Source organism: Megalodesulfovibrio paquesii (assembly GCF_054653055.1).
This window is the reverse complement of record NZ_BAAIGQ010000006.1, coordinates 779688-796717: the sequence shown is the minus strand read 5'-3', so window position 1 is coordinate 796717 and position 17030 is coordinate 779688. Positions and strand designations below refer to the sequence as shown.

18 protein-coding genes are annotated in these 17030 nt (G+C 66.7%); 17 read left to right on the top strand and 1 reads right to left on the bottom strand.

Going from position 1 to position 17030, the window contains the following annotated elements; translation table 11 throughout:
* From ACYQ00_RS16425 to ACYQ00_RS16345, 17 genes are all read left to right on the top strand, one after another.
* On the top strand, positions 1 to 212 hold a 212-nt coding region (locus ACYQ00_RS16425; protein ID WP_460033169.1), incomplete at its 5' end, for a hypothetical protein.
* A 12-nt stretch (positions 213 to 224) separates the two neighbouring features.
* Positions 225 to 1694, top strand: a complete 1470-nt coding sequence (locus tag ACYQ00_RS16420) for a phage tail sheath family protein (protein ID WP_460032484.1) — start codon at positions 225 to 227, stop codon at positions 1692 to 1694.
* A 9-nt stretch (positions 1695 to 1703) separates the two neighbouring features.
* Positions 1704 to 2237 carry a phage major tail tube protein gene (locus ACYQ00_RS16415; RefSeq protein WP_460032483.1) on the top strand — a complete coding sequence of 178 codons (534 nt, stop codon included), beginning with the start codon at positions 1704 to 1706 and terminating at the stop codon, positions 2235 to 2237.
* Positions 2238 to 2240: 3 nt separating this feature from the next.
* A complete protein-coding gene (locus ACYQ00_RS16410; protein ID WP_460032482.1) occupies positions 2241 to 2549 on the top strand; it encodes a phage tail assembly protein in 309 nt (102 codons plus the stop codon).
* A 122-nt stretch (positions 2550 to 2671) separates the two neighbouring features.
* A complete protein-coding gene (locus ACYQ00_RS16405; RefSeq protein WP_460032481.1) occupies positions 2672 to 5455 on the top strand; it encodes a phage tail tape measure protein in 2784 nt (927 codons plus the stop codon).
* Entirely contained in the window at positions 5448 to 5663 is a 216-nt protein-coding gene (locus ACYQ00_RS16400; RefSeq protein WP_460032480.1) for a tail protein X, read from the top strand. Before ACYQ00_RS16405 ends, ACYQ00_RS16400 begins: the two co-directional genes overlap by 8 nt.
* Positions 5664 to 5672: 9 nt before the next feature.
* On the top strand, positions 5673 to 6953 hold the full coding sequence (locus tag ACYQ00_RS16395) for a phage late control D family protein (protein WP_460032479.1): 1281 nt from the start codon (positions 5673 to 5675) through the stop codon (positions 6951 to 6953).
* Positions 6954 to 6960: 7 nt separating this feature from the next.
* Entirely contained in the window at positions 6961 to 7677 is a 717-nt protein-coding gene (locus ACYQ00_RS16390; protein ID WP_460032478.1) for a phage baseplate assembly protein V, read from the top strand.
* Positions 7674 to 8057 (top strand): phage tail protein, encoded by a 384-nt coding sequence (locus ACYQ00_RS16385; protein WP_460032477.1) that lies wholly within the window; start codon positions 7674 to 7676, stop codon positions 8055 to 8057. Before ACYQ00_RS16390 ends, ACYQ00_RS16385 begins: the two co-directional genes overlap by 4 nt.
* 1 nt (position 8058) lies before the next feature.
* Positions 8059 to 8397, top strand: a complete 339-nt coding sequence (locus tag ACYQ00_RS16380) for a GPW/gp25 family protein (RefSeq protein ID WP_460032476.1) — start codon at positions 8059 to 8061, stop codon at positions 8395 to 8397.
* Entirely contained in the window at positions 8394 to 9500 is a 1107-nt protein-coding gene (locus ACYQ00_RS16375; RefSeq protein ID WP_460032475.1) for a baseplate assembly protein, read from the top strand. Before ACYQ00_RS16380 ends, ACYQ00_RS16375 begins: the two co-directional genes overlap by 4 nt.
* Positions 9497 to 10867, top strand: coding sequence for a phage tail protein (locus tag ACYQ00_RS16370; RefSeq protein ID WP_460032474.1), 1371 nt, complete (start codon positions 9497 to 9499; stop codon positions 10865 to 10867). The genes ACYQ00_RS16375 and ACYQ00_RS16370 overlap by 4 nt, the downstream gene beginning before the upstream one ends.
* Before the next feature lies 1 nt (position 10868).
* Entirely contained in the window at positions 10869 to 13157 is a 2289-nt protein-coding gene (locus ACYQ00_RS16365; RefSeq protein WP_460032544.1) for a hypothetical protein, read from the top strand.
* 9 nt (positions 13158 to 13166) lie between these two features.
* Positions 13167 to 14126 carry a tail fiber protein gene (locus tag ACYQ00_RS16360; RefSeq protein ID WP_460032472.1) on the top strand — a complete coding sequence of 320 codons (960 nt, stop codon included), beginning with the start codon at positions 13167 to 13169 and terminating at the stop codon, positions 14124 to 14126.
* Between the two features lie 158 nt (positions 14127 to 14284).
* The gene (locus tag ACYQ00_RS16355; protein WP_460032471.1) at positions 14285 to 14764 is read left to right on the top strand and encodes a hypothetical protein; all 480 of its coding nucleotides are present in this window, start codon (positions 14285 to 14287) and stop codon (positions 14762 to 14764) included.
* A gap of 125 nt (positions 14765 to 14889) precedes the next feature.
* On the top strand, positions 14890 to 15126 hold the full coding sequence (locus ACYQ00_RS16350; protein WP_460032470.1) for a Com family DNA-binding transcriptional regulator: 237 nt from the start codon (positions 14890 to 14892) through the stop codon (positions 15124 to 15126).
* The gene (locus ACYQ00_RS16345; protein WP_460032469.1) at positions 15123 to 15854 is read left to right on the top strand and encodes a DNA-methyltransferase; all 732 of its coding nucleotides are present in this window, start codon (positions 15123 to 15125) and stop codon (positions 15852 to 15854) included. The genes ACYQ00_RS16350 and ACYQ00_RS16345 overlap by 4 nt, the downstream gene beginning before the upstream one ends.
* Here ACYQ00_RS16345 and ACYQ00_RS16340 read toward each other — a convergent pair.
* Positions 15789 to 16832: a GGDEF domain-containing protein gene (locus ACYQ00_RS16340; RefSeq protein WP_460033168.1), complete on the bottom strand. Its 1044-nt coding sequence runs from the start codon at positions 16830 to 16832 to the stop codon at positions 15789 to 15791. The two genes, ACYQ00_RS16345 and ACYQ00_RS16340, sit on opposite strands and share 66 nt — an antisense overlap.
* Positions 16833 to 17030 lie beyond the last annotated feature (198 nt).

Sequence of the window (17030 nt, the reverse complement as noted above, 5' to 3'; positions counted from 1 at the left end):
ATGGCCTGGCGCAGTACCGGGTGTTCAAGGCCGGCCCCTTGCCGCCCGCTGTGCTGGCCCTGGCGGCCCGGTATCCCGAGCTGTCCGGTCTCATGGTGCCCGTGGCCAGGCTGACCCAGGCTCGCGCCGATCTGCGGCGGCCTGGGCACCCCCTGCAGGCAGCCGCCCAGGCCCTGCTGACCGCGTACCGGCAGGCCGGCCGCACTTCTTAAGGAGGCCTCATCATGGCGACTCTTGGCTACAAACATGGGGTATACACCCAGGAAGTGCCCACGGCCGTCCTGCCGGCCCGCAAGGTGGAGGCCGGTATTGCGGTGGTGGTGGGCACGGCCCCGGTGCACCGCGCGGCGGACGGCGTGCACGTCAACGCCCCCAAGCTTTGCTACAGCTACGCCGAAGCCGTGGCGGCCCTGGGCTGGCTGGATGGCCGGCAGACCCGGTACGGCCTCACGGAATACGCTTATGTGACCTTTGCCCTGTACAACGTCGGGCCGGTCATCTTTGTCAACGTCTTTGACCCCGCGGTGCATCGGCAGGTGCTGGACGCGCCCGTGGCCCAGGTCGTTTCCGCCGCCGGCACCCTGCAGCTGGCCCATGACGATCTGATCCCCGGCAGCCTGGTTATCAAAAGCCAGGACGGCGCGACCACATACGCCGCCGGCACGGATTACATGGTGGATGAGGCCACGGGCCTGGTGAGCCTGCTGGAGGGCGGGGCCATCGCCGCCGGGGCCACGGTGTCCGTGGCGGCCTATGCCTGGGCCGACCCGTCCGCCGTGACCGCCCAGGACATCATCGGCGGCATCGACGGGGTGACTGGCGCACGCGAGGGCCTGGAGCTGGTGGAGGCCATCTTCCCCATGTTCCGCCTGGTGCCCGGCTCCATCTGCGCGCCGGGTTACAGCCACCTGCCCGAGGTGGCCGCGGTCATGGCCGCCAAGGCCGGGAGCATCAACGGGCATTTCAAGGCCGTGGCCGTGCTGGACATGGATGCCCAGACCCTGACCCGCTACACCGACGTGCCTGCGGCCAAGGAGCTGGCCTCCCTGGCGGACCCGCAGCAGATTTGCTGCTGGCCCAAGGTGGCCCTGGGCGGCACGGTCTACCATCTGTCCTGCCACCTGGCCGCCACCATGGCCCGTGTGGACGTGGAGCACGGCGACATCCCGTACAAGAGCCCGTCCAACGAGCTTCTGCGCATGGACGCGGCCGTGGCCGGCCCGGCCGGCGCGGAAGAACCGGTCTGGCTGGGGCCGGATCAGGCCAACTACCTGAACGGCCAGGGTATCGTCACGGCGCTGAACTTCACGGGCGGCTGGCGCAGCTGGGGCAACCGCACGGCCTGCTACCCCTTCAGCACCGATCCCAAGGACGCCTTCATTCCTCTCAGACGGATGACTAACTGGAAGTCCAACCAGCTGGTGCTGACCTGGTGGCAGAAGGTGGACTACCCCATCACCAAACGACTCATCGAAACCATTGTGGATAGCGAGAACATCGCCCTCAATGGCCTGGCGGCGCGGGAAATCATCCTGGGCGGGCGGCTGGAGTTCCGGGAAGAGGAAAACCCGGTGACGGACCTGCTGGACGGCATCATCCGCTTCCACCTCATGTGGATGCCCCCGCCGCCCGCGAGGCAGATCGAGTTCCTGGTGGAACTGGACCCGTCGTATTTTGAGACCCTCTTCGTCTAAGGAGCGGACATGCCATCCATCAATAAAATCCCGGACGTCCTGCAGAACTTCCGATTGTACAAGGACGATGTAGCCTTGCTGGGCACGGCGGACATTGAACTGCCAGACCTGGAGGCCCTGACGGAGACCCTTTCCGGCTCCGGCATTGCCGGCGAGGTGGAAAGCCCGGTGGTGGGGCACTTCAAAAGCCTGGTCTGCAAGATCAAGTACCGGGTGCTGACCAAGGATTTGCTGGCCCTGGCCGCGCCCAGGGGGCACCTGCTCACGGCCCGGGGCAGCGTGCAGGAATACGATGCCGGCGGCACGGCCTTTGACAGCTACGGCATCAAGCTGGTCATGCAGGGCACGGTCAAGAAGCTGGGGGCCGGCAAGATGGAGACCGGCAAAAAGCAGGAAAATCAGGTGGAAGTGGAATGCTTTTACCTGCGGATGGTGGTGGCCGGGGAAGACCTGGTGGAAATCGACAAACTCAACTGCAAGTTCGTGGTGGAAGGGGTGGACTACCTGGCCCAGACCCGCATCCACCTCGGCATGGAGGCCTAGGCAATGAGCATCGCAGCCAAAGTCGTGGCCCAGGGCGTGCCCCTGGCCTATCCTGTGGTGTTTGACGGCAAGACCGTGGACAGCCTGACCATGCGCCGGCCCACGGTCAAGGACATGCTGGCCGTGGAATCCCTGGGCAGTGAGCAGCAGCGCGAGCTGCATCTCTTTGCCAGCCTGTGCGACGTCAATCCCGAGTGTTTGGAGCTCTTGGACCTGGCCGACTATGGCCAGCTGCAGGAGGTGTTCAGCGGTTTTTTGCGGCGTCCTGCCGCGGCCCGGACGTCGCAGCCCAGCTCCGCGCCGCCTGCCTGAGGCTGGCCGCGGCCACGGGCTGGAGCCGGGCGGAGCTCCTGGCCCTGACCCTGGAAGAACTGGCCGCCTGGCTCACGGCCCTGGCCACCCTCGACCCCATCCCCACCCGCACGTAGGACCCCATGAGCAAGCTCGCCGTCTCCCTCCTCATCGGGGCTGCCCTGGCCGGCAGCTTCGGCTCCACCCTCGGCCAGGCCAAGCGCGGCCTAGCCGGGCTGGGCAAGGAGCTGGGCGACGGGCTGGAAAAAGGTCTGGCCAAGGCCCGCCTGGGCCAGACCCTGGCCAAGGATCTGCAAGCTGCCCAGCGGCGCATCAATGAAGTGCAGGGCGCGGCCAGCCGGGCCTTGCAGCCCAACCCGCGCATCAAGACCGAACTGGCCGCGGCGCATTTGGCGTATCGCAAGGTCTCGGAAGAAGCCAAAAAGTACAACTTCACCCTGACCGACGGCGCGCGGGACGCGGCCCGGTTTGCGGCGGAGGAACGCAAGCTGGGTCAGGCCATGCAGGCCCACGCCCGCATGGGCCAAGCCCTGGCGGCCCGGGATGCGGTGACTGAACGCCGGGGCGAGTTGCGGGGGCAGATGCTGGGCGCGGTGGGCATGGGGTTGACCCTGGCCGCGCCGGTGCGGGTGGCCGCCAATTTTGAAGCATCCATGGCCAGGGTCGGTGCGGTGGGCAAGCTCGATCTGGCGGGTGAGGAGTTCAGGCGTCTGACAGCCACGGCCCGGGAGCTGGGGGCCACCACGGCCTGGAGCGCCTCGGAAGCCGCAGGTGGCATGCAGTATCTGGCCATGGCCGGATTCAAGGCCAACGACATAATTGCCGCCATGCCCGGCATGCTGGATTTGGCGACAGCCGGCAATATTGATCTGGCCCAGGCTGCGGATATCGCCTCCAATATTCTGTCCGGGTTTGGTTTGCCGGCCGAGCGGATGGGATACCTGGGCGATGTGATGACCAACACCTTCACGTCCAGTAATACCTCGCTCGCGATGCTGGGCGATACCATGAAGTATGTGGCCCCGGTGGCCAAAAGTCTCGGGGTGGGGGTAGAGACTGTGGCGGCCATGGCCGGCAAGCTGGGGGACGTGGGTATCCAGGGCTCTGAGGCTGGTACGGCAATGCGGGCCATGTACGCCCGTCTGGCCTCGCCGCCCAAGGAAGCCGCGAAAATGATGCAGCGGCTGGGCGTACATGCCAAAGATGCCAAAGGCAACCTGCGGGATATGCCGACCATCCTGGCGGAAATGAACGCCGCCATGACCAAGCGGGGCCTGGGGACGGCCCAGCGCGCGGATGTGCTTTCCACCATATTCGGCGTGGAAGCCCTGGCTGCGGCCACGGAACTGATGAACAAGTCCAGTTCCGGAGAGCTGCAGGCGTTTATCGAACAAATCAAGGAGGAAGGGGCCGCGGCCGAAGTAGCCCGCAAGCAGCAGGAAACGCTGATGGGGCAGTTTAAGGCCTTGGGGAGCGCCACGGAGTCCCTGGCGATCAGCATTGGCAATGTGCTTGCGCCGGTGGTGCGGGGGGCGACTGCGATCCTGACCAGAGCGGCCAGCGCTGTGGACACCTTTGCCAATGCGCATCCTGAACTGACCAAGGTGGTTGTGGGCGCGGTAGCAGGACTGATGGCCTTCAAGGTGGCTTCAATCGGCCTTGGCTACGCCCTGACCTTTGTCACCGGCCCCTTGCATTCGCTGCGCGCGGGCCTCGCCCTGTTGCAGACCATGCGCCTGGCCTCGGCCGCCGGGGGGCTGTCTTCCCTGACCCGAGCTGTGCCGGCGCTGGGGTCTGTCGGGGCAGCGCTCTCCGGTCTTAAGGCCGGGCTCCTGGCGCTGAGTCCTGCGCTCCTGCCGGTGCTCGCCTTGGCGGGGCTTGGGTACCTGGTCTACCAACACTGGGGACCGCTCAAGAGTTTTTTTCAGGGTGTCTGGCAAGGCCTGAAGGATGAGGCTGGTCCAGCCCTCGAGAGCGTGGGCAAGGCGCTCTCTGCTTGGGGGGAGGCCTTGGCCCCGGTCAAGAGCGCGTTTTCCAGTGTGACCAATTTCCTGGGTGATCTTTTTGGTGGACCAGCGAATATGCAGGCCTCGGAAGGAGCGCGGACCTGGGGGCAGGCCGTGGGGCAGACCCTGGGCGCAGCCATCTCGGGGTGGGTGAATCTCATCGACTGGGGTGTGTATGCGGTGTTCAGTGTCGTGCAGGGCATCCAGGATGCCTGGGCCGGAGTGGGGCGATTTTTTAGCGGGCTGGGCAAAAGTGTAACCGGCATGTGGGATTCGGCCCTGGCCAGTCTGGCAGGGGTACCCGGGAAGATTGAGACCTCACTGGGCCAGGCGCTGCAGTACCTCTCCACCCTGGACCTGTCCGGGGCCGGGCGGCGGCTGATCGATACCTTTATTTCGGGCATCACCAGTATGGGGGGGGCGGCCTATGACGCCGTCAAGGGCGTGCTGTCCAAAATTCCAAGCTTATTCAATCGATCTGATGCCAAGGAAGGGCCACTCTCCAACGTGACGCACCAGGGCGGCATGCTTGTGCGCACCCTGGGTGCCGGCATCCAGGGTGCCGGGGCCGGGCCGCTGGTGGATCCCCTGGGGCAACACCTGGGCGCGGTTGCAGCGCTCCTTGACCCCGCGTCAGGTGGTGCAATGGGGGCGGCGACTGGTGATGCGGCGGGCAGCGGCGCAGCCGTGCCGGCTGGCCCGGGAGCAGCCGGCGGGGCAGGAAGCCCCGGCGGCCTGACCATCCACTATGCCCCGCAGATCACCGTGCAGAGCTCGGGACAGGGCACGGGACAGGACGCGGCCGGAGGCCTGGCCCAGGCCCTGGCGCAAGACAAGGAGGCCCTGGCCCGGCTGATCCGGGAGCTGCTCCACCAGGAGCGGAGGCTGTCCTATGCCTAGCACCTACACCACCCAGCAGGGGGACATGTGGGACCTGGTCGCCTTCCGGCTCTGGGGCCGGGAGACGCTCTTCCATCATCTGCTGGCCGCCAACCCGGCCCACCGCGAGGCCGTGGTCTTCGGGCCGGGGGTGGTGCTCACGGTGCCCGAGCTGCCGGCCGGCACCCAACTGACCACGGCGGACACCCGCCCGCCATGGCGGCGGTAGGAGGCGGCGGTGAGCGACTTTTCCTTTTCCAAATCCGAAGGGACCACGCCTGCCACCGGCAGCCGGGAGCCGTTTTCCTTTTCGGCCTCCGAGCGGGCGGACGCCGTGCCCGTGGCCGCGCCGCAGCAGACGCCCGAAGGCAACCCTTCGGCTTCATCCACTTCTTCCACGGCGTCCACCCAAACGTCCACCCAATGGGAGGGGGCGCGGGGGAACTCAGTTCCCCCGTCCTTTCCTTCCACTTCTTTATCCCGCCACGCCGTCCTGTCCCTCATGGCCCAGGCCTCGGCATCCAAGACGGACCTGGCGGACGTCAGTCAGGACGTGGCCCCGTACTGCCTGTCCGTGACCTACACGGACAACGCCCACGGCCAGGCCGATGATCTGCAGCTGGAATTCGAGGATCGGGACCACGCCTGGGCCATGGGCTGGATGCCCGACAAGGGCGACCGCCTGCGCGCGGCCATCCAGTGCCGCAACTGGTTTGCGGACGGGGACAGCCTGGAGCTTGCCTGCGGCAGCTTCACCATCGACCAGATTGATTTGAGCGGCCCGCCGGATGTGGTCCGGGTGCGGGCCGTGTCCGCGGCGGTGGATACGCCGCTCAGGCGCGAGGCCAAAAGCCGGGCCTGGGAGCACGCATCCCTGAAGACCGTGGCCGGGGATCTGGCCACGGAACATGGGCTCGCCCTGCACTATGAGGGGGACGAATGCGCCTTTGTGCGCCTGGACCAGCGCCAGGAAAGCGACCTGGCCCTGATCAAGCGCGTGGCCGAGCGCCAGGGGCTGACGGTCAAGGTCTGCGAAGACCGGCTGGTGATCCGGTCGGCCAAAGAGGCCGACGCCCAGCCGCCCAGCCTGGCCATTGCCCGCGGGGTGACGGCCGTGAGCCGCTTCCAGTTTTCCACGCAATCCTCCGAAACCTACGGCGACGCCTCGTGCGACTACTGGGAGCCCGAGGAAAAGGCCCTCAAGTCCGCAGGCTGCGCCCCGGAACGGGCCGAAACAGACAAACAGGTGGGCCATACGCTCAAGATCAACACGCGGGTGGAGAGCCAGGCCGAGGCCGAGCGCGTGGCGGCCAACGAACTGCGCCAGGCCAATCAGAAAGAATGGACGGGCAGCCTGGACCTGATGGGCGACCCGCGCCTGTACGCCGGCCTGGTGGTGCAGGTCCAGGGCTGGGGGCGCTTTGACGGCGCCTGGATGGTGGAGACGGCCACGCACACCCTGAACCGATCCGCCGGCTACACCACCTCCATCTCCATCCGCAAAACGCTCAACTATTGAGGCTATCATGCTGGGCACCTTGATGGACGCATTGCACCGCCAGCGGGGCGAGACCAACCACGTCATCCGCATTGGTCTGGTGGTGGGCCTGGAGCCGGCCCGGCACCGGGTGCGGGTGCAGATGCAGGATCAGGACGGCCTGGTCACGCACACCGTGCCCGTGCTCTGCCGCAAGGCCACGGCGGACCAGGACGCCTGGCTGCCCGACGTGGGCGACCAGGGCGTGATCCTGTCCCTGCCGTATGGCCAGGAACAGGGCGTCTACCTGGGCTCCATCTTTTCCGGGCCGGACCCGGTGCCGGCCCTGGCCGCGGCGGGCGGGGCGGACGTCCAGGAACGGGCCTTCAAGGACGGTTCAAGAACCGGGTATGACCGCCGGTCCCACCGGCTGTTTCGGCACGTCCAGGGTGCTGCGGAGGGTGGCGGTATTGACGAGCAGCTGCAGGGCGACCTGTGCACCCTGCGCATTGTTGAAGGAAACCTGCTCATCAAATTGAAGGAAGAAAAACAGCTGCCCACGGAACCGCCGGAACCACCGGCAGCCGAGGACTGGCGGGCGCTCAAGGGCGAGGGCTACGTGGTGATCGAGGCCCCGCGGATGATCGTCCTGAACGCCCCGCAGGTGCTGATCATGGGGGCCATGTCCCAGGCCGCCTTTCGCAAAGATTTGCTGGAGGAAGGCATCTGGTCGGAAAAGATTGATGACGGCGGGGGTGGGCAATGAACGTCGGCAGCCTGGGCAGCGTGGCCTTTGAGGTTTCCAGCGAGACCATCCGCACCTGGGAAGCCTGTTCCCGGGAACGCAAGGTGCAGTTTGCCGAGCATGCCGTGGTGGACGGCAAGGCCCGGCTGCAGTGGCTGGGCTACGGCCTGGAAACGTCCCGGCTGGACATCCTGCTCTGCGCCCCCTGGTGCGACCCCGCCGAGGAGCTGCAACACCTGCGCGGCCTGCAGGACGGCGGCGCGCCGCACTATCTGGTGCTGGGGGGCGAGCTGTGGGGGCGCTATGTCCTGGAGAGCCTGTCCGAGACCCGCCTGCGCACGGATGGCCGGGGCCGCCCTCAGGTGCTGCGGGTGAACCTGTCTCTGAAGGAACACCATTAAGATGGGCATGGAAACGACGCTTATCCTGCGCAGCCGGCCCGAGGCGCTGCTCATCGGGGCCACGGGCGTGGAAGATATCATGCAGTGCGTGCAGCTGATCATCCTGACCCATCTGGGCAGCGTGGTCCTGGACCGCACCTTTGCCGGGGACGGCAGCTACATCGACCAGCCCGGCCCCATGGGCGCGGCGCGGGCCATGGCCAGCCTGGCAGAGGCCATCGAGCGCCATGAACCGCGGGTGCGGGTCAAACGCATCGAGCTGCCCGCGGACCAGGCCGCCAATGCTGACGGCGCGTTTTTTCCCGTGGTCACCATCACCATCAAGGCAGGGGCGCTATGAGCGAGCTCATGTTCGTGGATACGGACCCCAGCCGGGTGCAGGCCGAGGTCATGGCCGCCTATGAACTGGCCGCGGGCAAGACGCTCTATCCCGGCGACCCCGTGCGCCTGTTCCTGGAGAGCGTGGCCTACACCCTGTCGCACCAGCGCTTTTTGATCGACTGGACGGCCAAGCAGAATCTGGTCCGGTACGCCTCGGGGCCGTACCTGGACGCCCTGGGCGAGCTGCTGCAGACGGTGCGCCTGCCGTCCCAGCCGGCCCGGACCACCCTGCGCTACAGCCTGGTGGCTCCCCTGGAATGGGCCGTGGCCGTGCCGGCGGGGGCGCGGGCCGTGGCCGGCAATGGCGCGGATGCGGCCGTGTTTGTGCTGGCCGAAACGCTGGTCATCGCCCCCGGCCAGCTGGCCGCCGAAGGCGTGGCCACCTGCAGCGCGGCCGGCGCGGTGGGCAACGGCTTTGTGCCGGGGCAGATCAACAAGATGGTGGAACCCATCGCCTACGTGGACCGCGTGGCCAACGTCACCCCGTCCTACGGCGGCTGCGATGGCGAGTCTGACGACCATTTCCGGGTCCGCGTCCAGCTGGCCCCGGAGGCCCTGGGCATCTGCGGCCCGGCCGAGGCCTACCGCTACCACGCCCTGTCCGCTCACCAGGGGGTGACGGACGTGGCCGTGGTCTCGCCCTCGCCGGGCCAGGTGGACGTCTATCCCCTGTGCGGCGGGGCGCTGCCCGCGGCCGAGGTCATCGCGGCCATTGCCGCGGCCCTGAACCGTGAGGACGTCCGGCCGCTGACGGACATCGTCCAGGTGTGCACGCCCGTGGCCGTGGCCTATGGCGTGGCGGCCACCTGGTGGCTGGACCCGGCCCAGGCGGCCCAGGCCGGGACCATCACGGCCCGCGTGGCCCAGGCGGCCCAGGAGTACGTCACCTGGCAGGCTGCGAAGCTTGGGCGGGACCTGAACCCCAGCCGCTTGACGGCGCTCTTGATGGACGCCGGGGCCACGCGGGTGGAGGTGACCAGTCCCGCCCCCCGCGCCCTGGCCGCCTGGGAGGTGGCCCAGGTGGATGAGATGCAAGTGGTCTTCGGAGGGATGGAAGCATGACGCCTGCCGTCAAGACCTCCATCAGAGAGTTGGCCCTTGCGGACCTGCTGCCCGGCTCCATCGCCGCGGACCCGACCATCCAGACCTCGGCCGCGGCCGTGCAGGGCGAGCTGGCCGGGGTGACTGCGGCCATTGACCTGCTGGACATTTATGCGGACCTGTCCGGCTATGCCCAGCGCCTGGGCGGCCAGGTCCTCGACGCCGTGGCCTGGGGCTGGCACGTGGATTTGTATGACCTGCTGGAGTCCACCCCGGAACGCCTGGAGGTCACGCGGCGGTTTGTGGAATTCCACCGCCTCAAGGGCACCAAGGCCGGCCTGGCCCTCTATTTCCGCACCTTCCTGAAACGTAACTTGCTCGCCGCCTCGCCGCCCACCAAGAGCTATCTGGGCGGCAGCCTGACGGCGGACGAGCGGGCCGCCTGGCTGGCCCCGCATCCGGAAGTGCGGGTCTACCCGTACCGGCATGCCGGGGTGGCCGTGGGGGCGCATGTGGGGGACACGTTCGGATATGGCCGGGCGCGGTTCCTGGCGCGGGGCGATGCCCTGTTGCGCATCGGCGATCAGGTGACGCTGTATGATCCCAAAACGGCACGGGAAACGCCCCTGCACAGCCTGCAGACCGAGCGCCAGCGCCTGGAGCGCCAGGCCACGCGCACGGTGCAGGTGGCCTTGCCGGGCGATGCCGGGCGCGGAGACAGCCGTGGCCGCGCCGTCATGTGCGGCGGGCTGCTCCATGGCTTCCTGGCAAACTTGGACGCCGCATCACGCTACTACCTGCTGGAGCAGGCCGCGCCGTATGCCGATGAGCTGGACCGCCGCCGGGCGCTGGCCGTGCAGCCCTCCCTGGAGCCCGTGCGGGTGGGCTACGAGCTGGTGGCCCAGCCCGGCCACCGCAGCCAGGTGGTCTTCCTGGGCAATCGCTGGACAGACGTCTTTCCCGACAAGGGCGGGGCCTGCCTGGCCAGGTGCTTTCCCCACGCCAGCCGCGCCGCGGACCGCATCTACCGGCGCACCAGGCTCTTCGACCCGGCCCGCAACGCCTTCCCGGCCCGCGACGCCTCCCTGTTCCTGGGGGCCTTCCGCCTGGGCGGCTTCCCGGCGCATCACGGGGAGGCCGCCGTGGACCTGCTCCGGCCGCAGTCCCGCCACGTGGCCTTTGTGGGCCGCCATTTTTCCGGCCGGCGCTTCCTGGCCACCGTGGACGCCCAGGGCTGGATTGACCGCATGCGCCGCGTGGGCCGCGAGGCCGTGCGCCTCTCGGACAAAATTGACGTCCGTATCACCAACCGCCGCACCGTGACCTGCAGCGCCAGCCTCAAGGCCGGCGCGACGGTGGTGGGCGAGCGACAACTGGAGGTTGTCTAACATGCCATCCCGATTCGTTGTCTTCCGGGACCGCCAGGAGTTCCAGGCCGCTGATTTGAATAACACCCAGACCTTCATGGATGAGATGCACCAGCATCTGGTCATGGACGCCATCACCGCCGAGCGCATGTTCGTCGGGCTGACCGTTTCCAAGAAGAGCGCCACGGAGCTGGACATGGCCGCCGGCCGCCTCTGGGACGGCCAGGCCGGCATCATCTACCGCAAGGATCAGGCCGAGACCATCAGCATTTTCAGCCACCTGCCCCTGCAGGATTCCCGCTGGCTGACCCTGTCCGTCATCGGCCAGGAGGTGGAAACCGACCTGCAGCCGCGGGATTTCCTCATCGATCTGCAAAGCGGCCAGACCGAGCCCAGCGTGGTGGCCATGGAGCGCGCCCGGACCATCGCCGTGCTGGTCACGCCGGGCCTGGAGTCCACGGACCCGCAGCAGCCCGTGGCGCCCACGGGCTACACCGAGGTGGCCGCCGTGCTCCTCACTGTCTCGGGCATTCAGGAGGTGCGCATTGCGGACAACACCCGGCTCATGCGCCTCTTCGACGTCTGGCAGAGCACGTTGGCCAACGCCGCCTGGATTGCCGAGGCCGGCCCCAAACTGGCCGCCATCATGAGCGACCTGGCCGCCCTGGCCGCCCTGATCAAGAGCCAGTCCACCAGCCCCCTGCTGGCCCAGCTGGCCGCCGAAGTGGCCGTGATCCGGGACAAGCTGGCGCTCCCGGCCACGTTCATGGAGTATGAGGCGGATAATTTCCTGGTCAAGGACGAATCCGACACCACCAATCCCGAGTTCCACGCCCTGGTGCAGATGGGGGCGCGCTTCCCCTGGGCCGGGGAAACCGAGATGCAGCTGGCCCCCTTCAACCCCAACGATACGAGCGTCAAGGACCACAACGGCCTGATCCTGCCGGCCTACGAGGTGGTGCCCCGCGTGCAGCTGACGGGCCAATCCGGCAGCCTGGCGCTCAGCCAGTACCAGTTCCAGACCGTGACCACCCGCCAGTGCACGCGCACCCGGCGGCGCATCGAGTACTCGCCCACGTGGCAATCTTGTACCAATGGTCAGTACTGGGCCGAGGTGGATCAGGCGCGGGTGGTCGAAGAGGTCTTTGAAGGCGCGGTGCCCGCGGGCGTCACCCTGGGCGATGCCACCTACATGGAGGCCTGGGGCGCGGGCGGCGCGCCGGGCCATGAGCTGACCCAGGGCCGGCAGGTCTGGGTGCACACCTGGCAGGAGCAGTACACGGTCATCGATTCGGTGACCGAAAGCGTCAACGGCTCGACCAACGCCCAGACCTTCCTGAACAGCTCCAACGGCTGGCTGACCGGCGTGGGCCTGACCTTCACGGCCAAGGCCTCCACCGGCCCGGTCTATCTCTATCTGATGGACACCCTGAACGGCCTGCCCAACCACCACCGGACCATCGGCCGGGCCGTGGTCCAGCCCGAGGCCATCAAGCTCGGCAGCGAGACGCGTTTCGAGTTCGCCGAACCCGTGTACCTGCAAAACGGCCGGCGCTACGCCCTGGTGCTGGTCACCGGCGGCAACCATTATGTGGCCCTGGTCTCGGGCACCCAGTACAGCCAAGGCACGCTGTTTTATTCCACCGATGGCGAATACTTCCAGGGCGACTTCACCAAGGATCTGATGTTCTCCTTGTATTATGCCCAGTTCAAGAACCCGCGCACGGTGCTGGACCTGACCCCGGTCTCCCTGTCCGACGGCATCGCCGTCTTTTCCTTGCTGCACGAGGCCATCGTGCCCGACGCCACGGACCTGACCCTGGAATACCAGGCCAGCGGTAGTGCCGAATGGGTGCGCCTGGTGGACGGCACCACCGACGGCCTCTTGGGCCTGCCGGCCATGTGCCGGCTGCGGGCCGTGTTCAATGGCTCTTCCGACGTCATGCCGGCCTTGGGCTGCTCCGGCAGCAAGCTGCGGGCCAGGCGCGCCGGGACCTCCTTCCGGCACATTTCCACCGAACGGGCGCTGACCCAACCCAGCGCGGAAATCCAGGTCATCCTGCGTCTGGAGGGTTGGGACGCGGCCAAGCACACCTGCGAGGTCAAACTGCGCAGTGGCGCGGAAACCTACACCGGCACGGTGCAGGATCAGGCCCTGGACGCCACCACCATCCGCCGCACCGTGACCTTCACCCCCACCTCTCCGGAAGTCCCGGACGGCATCGCCTCCTACAAGATCCAGATCGAAGGCACCACCACCACGCCCCTGAGCTGCTTCCACGTGGCCCAGCGCATGGACGTGGCGCTGTAGGAGGCCGCAATGACGCTGGACCTGGAAAAATTCGTCTTCATCGACGGCAAGACGCCCCTCAGTGCCGAGGAACTGAACCGGCGCTTTTACAGCCTGGTCCGCCGGCTCCATGAGCTGGAGCAGCTCAAGGTGGACTGGGAGGCCGCCGTGGCCGAGCTGCAAAACGCCGGCCTGGAACGCATCAACTCCGCCGTCATCCCCCTGGTGGACGATCTGGCCGCGGACCTGGACGCCCTCATCGAGGTGGGCAACGCCAACCTGGAGGCCTGGAACGGCACCGTGACCGATTCCCTGGCCGCCTGGGGCGCGGCCGTGGACGCCAAGCTGGCCGAGGTGGACGCCGCCCAGGCCCAGCTGACGGCGGACCTGGCCGCGGCCATTGCCCAGGCCCAGGCCGATGTGGCCGCCTGCGTGGACCAGGCCCGGCAGGACGTGGCCGTCGCCGTGGCCACTGCCGAAGCCGCCGCCACGGCACTGGCCGCCATCCTGCCCGCCGGCGCGGTGCTGGCCTTCGCCATGGCCGCCGCGCCGGCGGGCTGGCTCAAATGCAACGGCGCGGCCATCAGCCGCACCACCTATGCCGCCCTGTTCGCGGCCATCGGCACGGTATTCGGCGCGGGCGACGGCTCCACCACCTTCAATCTGCCGGACCTGCGCGGCGAGTTCGTGCGCGGCTGGGATGACGGGCGCGGGGCCGACGCCGGGCGCACGCTGGGCAGCGCCCAGGCCTCGGCCAACCTCTCGCACTCCCATGGAGTGAATGATCCATCACACCGGCACACCACCAACTACAGCGGCTACAACCCCGGCAGCACCCCCGCCAACCAGGTGATGACCAGCGTCGGCAACTATTTGTTCGGCGTCAACAGTGTCAGCGAATTCAGCGTCACCGGCATCTCCATTGCGGCCAACGGCGCGTCCGAGGCCAGGCCCCGCAACATCGCGCTGCTGTACTGCGTGAAATACTGAGGAAACGGCACAAAAGAAACGGCTCTCGGGGGAACACCGTCCCCCCGAACCCCCCGGATAGGGGGGGAAGGAAAGGCAAGTGTTGTGCGTGAACCCATAGTTGGAAGGGGTTTGGGGAAACTCAGTTTCCCCAAGAAACTCTTAAAAAGGAGCCTCTTGTGATCGTGTACCAATTAGACGCCGCCGGCTACTACCTCGGCGAGGCGGTGGCCGACGAATCGCCCCTGGAGCCTGGCGTATGGCTCATCCCGGCCGGCTGTGTGGAAACACCCCCGCCGGCCATCCCTGAGGGCCAGCGGGCGCGCTGGGAGGCCGGGGAAGCCGGGGAGAATGGGGAGGCCGGCGGGGCCTGGATCCTGGAGGCCATTCCAGAGCCGGAGCCAGAGCCCGACACGACCGAGCCCGAACCCATGGACCGCTCGCGCATCCTGACGCGGGTCGAATTCATCCGCCGCCTGTCGCCCCAGGAATGGGCCACGGCCAAAACCAGCAGCCTCCCGGAAGTGATGTACTTCACGGACCTGGTTCTAGCGGCCGCGGAAATCGACCTGGACGACGCCCAAACCCAGGCCGGCCTGGCTGTGGCCGTACAGGCCGGGGTGCTGACCAGCGAGCGGGCCGCACAGGTGCTGGCATGAGGTGAGATGAGTTGCGGGCGTTAACAGCGCGTTAACGCCCGCCAAAACGGAGGCGCAGGCGGGGTGGTGACACACCCCACCGGCCCGGTGCGACAACACCGGACCACGGCCGAGGCCGCTGCGCCATGCGGAGTCCAGAGCGTACCCCCGGACGCCGCATGGGTAGCAGGCCCAAGGCCCAACAATCAAGCAGGGATATGGACCAAATCCGATGCGGACAGTGCAATAAACTCTTGGCCAAAGGCGAAGCCCTGAACCTCGCCATCAAATGCCCCCGCTGCGGGGCCATGAATCACGTGCGGGCCGCGAGCCCCAGGCAAGAGGCCCGAGAGGCTCCAACGGGAGCAGGCAAGTGCGGATGATCTTTGACAATGGCAAAGTGTTTCAAGGAGAGGCGGTCACGGTGTTGCGGGACCTGCCGGCGGCCTCGGTGGATGCCGTGGTGACAGACCCGCCGTATTCCAGCGGCGGCACCCATGCGAGCGCCCGGCGGCGTGATCCGGCGACGAAATATCAAAACACCGGGACTGCCAAGAGCTACCCAGCCATGCTGGGCGACAGCAAAGACCAGCGCAGTTACGCCCTGTGGGCCACGCTCTGGCTGGCAGAGTGCTGGCGCATCGCCCGGCCTGGCGCACCCTTGCTTATGTTCACGGACTGGCGGCAACTGCCCCTGGCCTCGGACGTGGTCCAGGCCGCGGGTTGGGAATGGCGCGGCCTGGTTATCTGGCACAAACCCAGCGCCCGCCCCATGCTCGGGGAGTTCAGACGGGACGCCGAATATGTGGTGTATGCGGTCAAGCCGCCGTTTCAGCGGGTGCACGATCGCTGCCTGCCCGGCATCTTCCGCCACGCGGTCAACACCGCCGCCAAGGTGCACCTGACCAGCAAACCCATCCCGCTCATCAAGGATCTGCTAGCTGTAACGCCCGAGGGCGGCACCGTCCTGGACCCGTTCCTGGGCGGCGGCACCACGGCCCTGGCCTGCATCGAGACCGGCAGGCAGTTCGTGGGCGTGGAGCTGTCACCAGAGTACGCAGCCCTGGCGGCAGACCGGATCAGACAGGCGGAAGAGGGGATGGGAAACTGAGCAAACACCATGCCGTGCATAATCCATCCCGCAACAGGAGGTGATAAAAGCACGTGCAGGTTGTGATAAAAGCAATCGCTGGCGTACATCAGCCATCTGCAGAGTTTCAAACAATCCACTGGAAGGCAGGATCACGACAAATTCCTCTCCACCCCAACGCCCCGCCACATCCGTGGCCCGAATCACCCTTCGCAACACCTTCCCGAACTGGCGTAACACGGCATCGCCCGTGGTGTGGCCATGCTGGTCATTGACCGTCTTGAAATGGTCCAGGTCGATCATCATGAGTGTGACCGGGTACCCGTAGCGATTGAGGCGGGCCACCTCCTGCCGGGCAACGGCCTCAGTATGCACGCGGTTCCAGCAACCCGTCAGCCTGTCCTGCATGGCTGCCGTGAGCAGCTGCTCGTCGGAGCGGGCCTTGGCCATCAGGTAATAGCCGTTGGAAACAAAAAGAATCGACACAAAAGACGACAGATAGGTGACCACCTGCACCGGCGAGACCTTGAACAGGGCGTCCACCTCCACGGGATGCAGCAGTGCTGCGCCGGTTCGCCAGAGTGTGACCGCCATGGTAAGGACCAGGCCGAACAGCATGAGGTTGCGTCCCAGGGAACGAAACGTGAACCGTTGGGAAGCCAGCGCAACAATAACCAATGCATTCTGCAGGCAAAAAATACTGTTGCCGATGAGCATGCGCGGCCGGATGCTCTCCAGGGACAGGCTGAAGGTGATGGCTATCACCACTGCCGGCAGCCACTGTGGCACCGGAGAAAGCGGCCTCCCTGTAAATATGTGAATTGCTTTTAGAAAACTTGAATAAGCCAGAGCAATGCACACATTTGCCACAACAATGGAGCTGAAGTCCCAGATGACCCCGCGCAAGGCGAACAACCCGTAGCCTGCGGCATGAAAACACAGGGCGATAGCCCAGGTGCGCAACCCGTCCCGATCATCGTTCCAGACCACCCAGCCCACGGAAAACGCCTGGGCCAGGGAGGCCAGTATGATCATCACGAAAATGGTTGGAATGTGCAGACTCTCCAGCATCCCCCCGCTGCTCCTCCGCGATCCCCCCCCGGGGCGCAATTCATGCGTGCATGAGAATTGTTGTATTGCACGGAGCGAACTGGATCACAAGCGGGCGGGAATTTTTCCCAGGGCCTGCAACGCAGA

Coding starts and splice junctions, on each gene's coding strand:
- ACYQ00_RS16370 (WP_460032474.1), top strand. CDS start 9,497: ATGACGCCTGCCGTCAAGACCTCCATCAGAGAGTTGGCCCTTGCGGAC.
- ACYQ00_RS16420 (WP_460032484.1), top strand. CDS start 225: ATGGCGACTCTTGGCTACAAACATGGGGTATACACCCAGGAAGTGCCC.
- ACYQ00_RS16390 (WP_460032478.1), top strand. CDS start 6,961: ATGCTGGGCACCTTGATGGACGCATTGCACCGCCAGCGGGGCGAGACC.
- ACYQ00_RS16405 (WP_460032481.1), top strand. CDS start 2,672: ATGAGCAAGCTCGCCGTCTCCCTCCTCATCGGGGCTGCCCTGGCCGGC.
- ACYQ00_RS16410 (WP_460032482.1), top strand. CDS start 2,241: ATGAGCATCGCAGCCAAAGTCGTGGCCCAGGGCGTGCCCCTGGCCTAT.
- ACYQ00_RS16380 (WP_460032476.1), top strand. CDS start 8,059: ATGGGCATGGAAACGACGCTTATCCTGCGCAGCCGGCCCGAGGCGCTG.
- ACYQ00_RS16360 (WP_460032472.1), top strand. CDS start 13,167: ATGACGCTGGACCTGGAAAAATTCGTCTTCATCGACGGCAAGACGCCC.
- ACYQ00_RS16350 (WP_460032470.1), top strand. CDS start 14,890: ATGCGGAGTCCAGAGCGTACCCCCGGACGCCGCATGGGTAGCAGGCCC.
- ACYQ00_RS16385 (WP_460032477.1), top strand. CDS start 7,674: ATGAACGTCGGCAGCCTGGGCAGCGTGGCCTTTGAGGTTTCCAGCGAG.
- ACYQ00_RS16365 (WP_460032544.1), top strand. CDS start 10,869: ATGCCATCCCGATTCGTTGTCTTCCGGGACCGCCAGGAGTTCCAGGCC.
- ACYQ00_RS16400 (WP_460032480.1), top strand. CDS start 5,448: ATGCCTAGCACCTACACCACCCAGCAGGGGGACATGTGGGACCTGGTC.
- ACYQ00_RS16415 (WP_460032483.1), top strand. CDS start 1,704: ATGCCATCCATCAATAAAATCCCGGACGTCCTGCAGAACTTCCGATTG.
- ACYQ00_RS16345 (WP_460032469.1), top strand. CDS start 15,123: ATGATCTTTGACAATGGCAAAGTGTTTCAAGGAGAGGCGGTCACGGTG.
- ACYQ00_RS16375 (WP_460032475.1), top strand. CDS start 8,394: ATGAGCGAGCTCATGTTCGTGGATACGGACCCCAGCCGGGTGCAGGCC.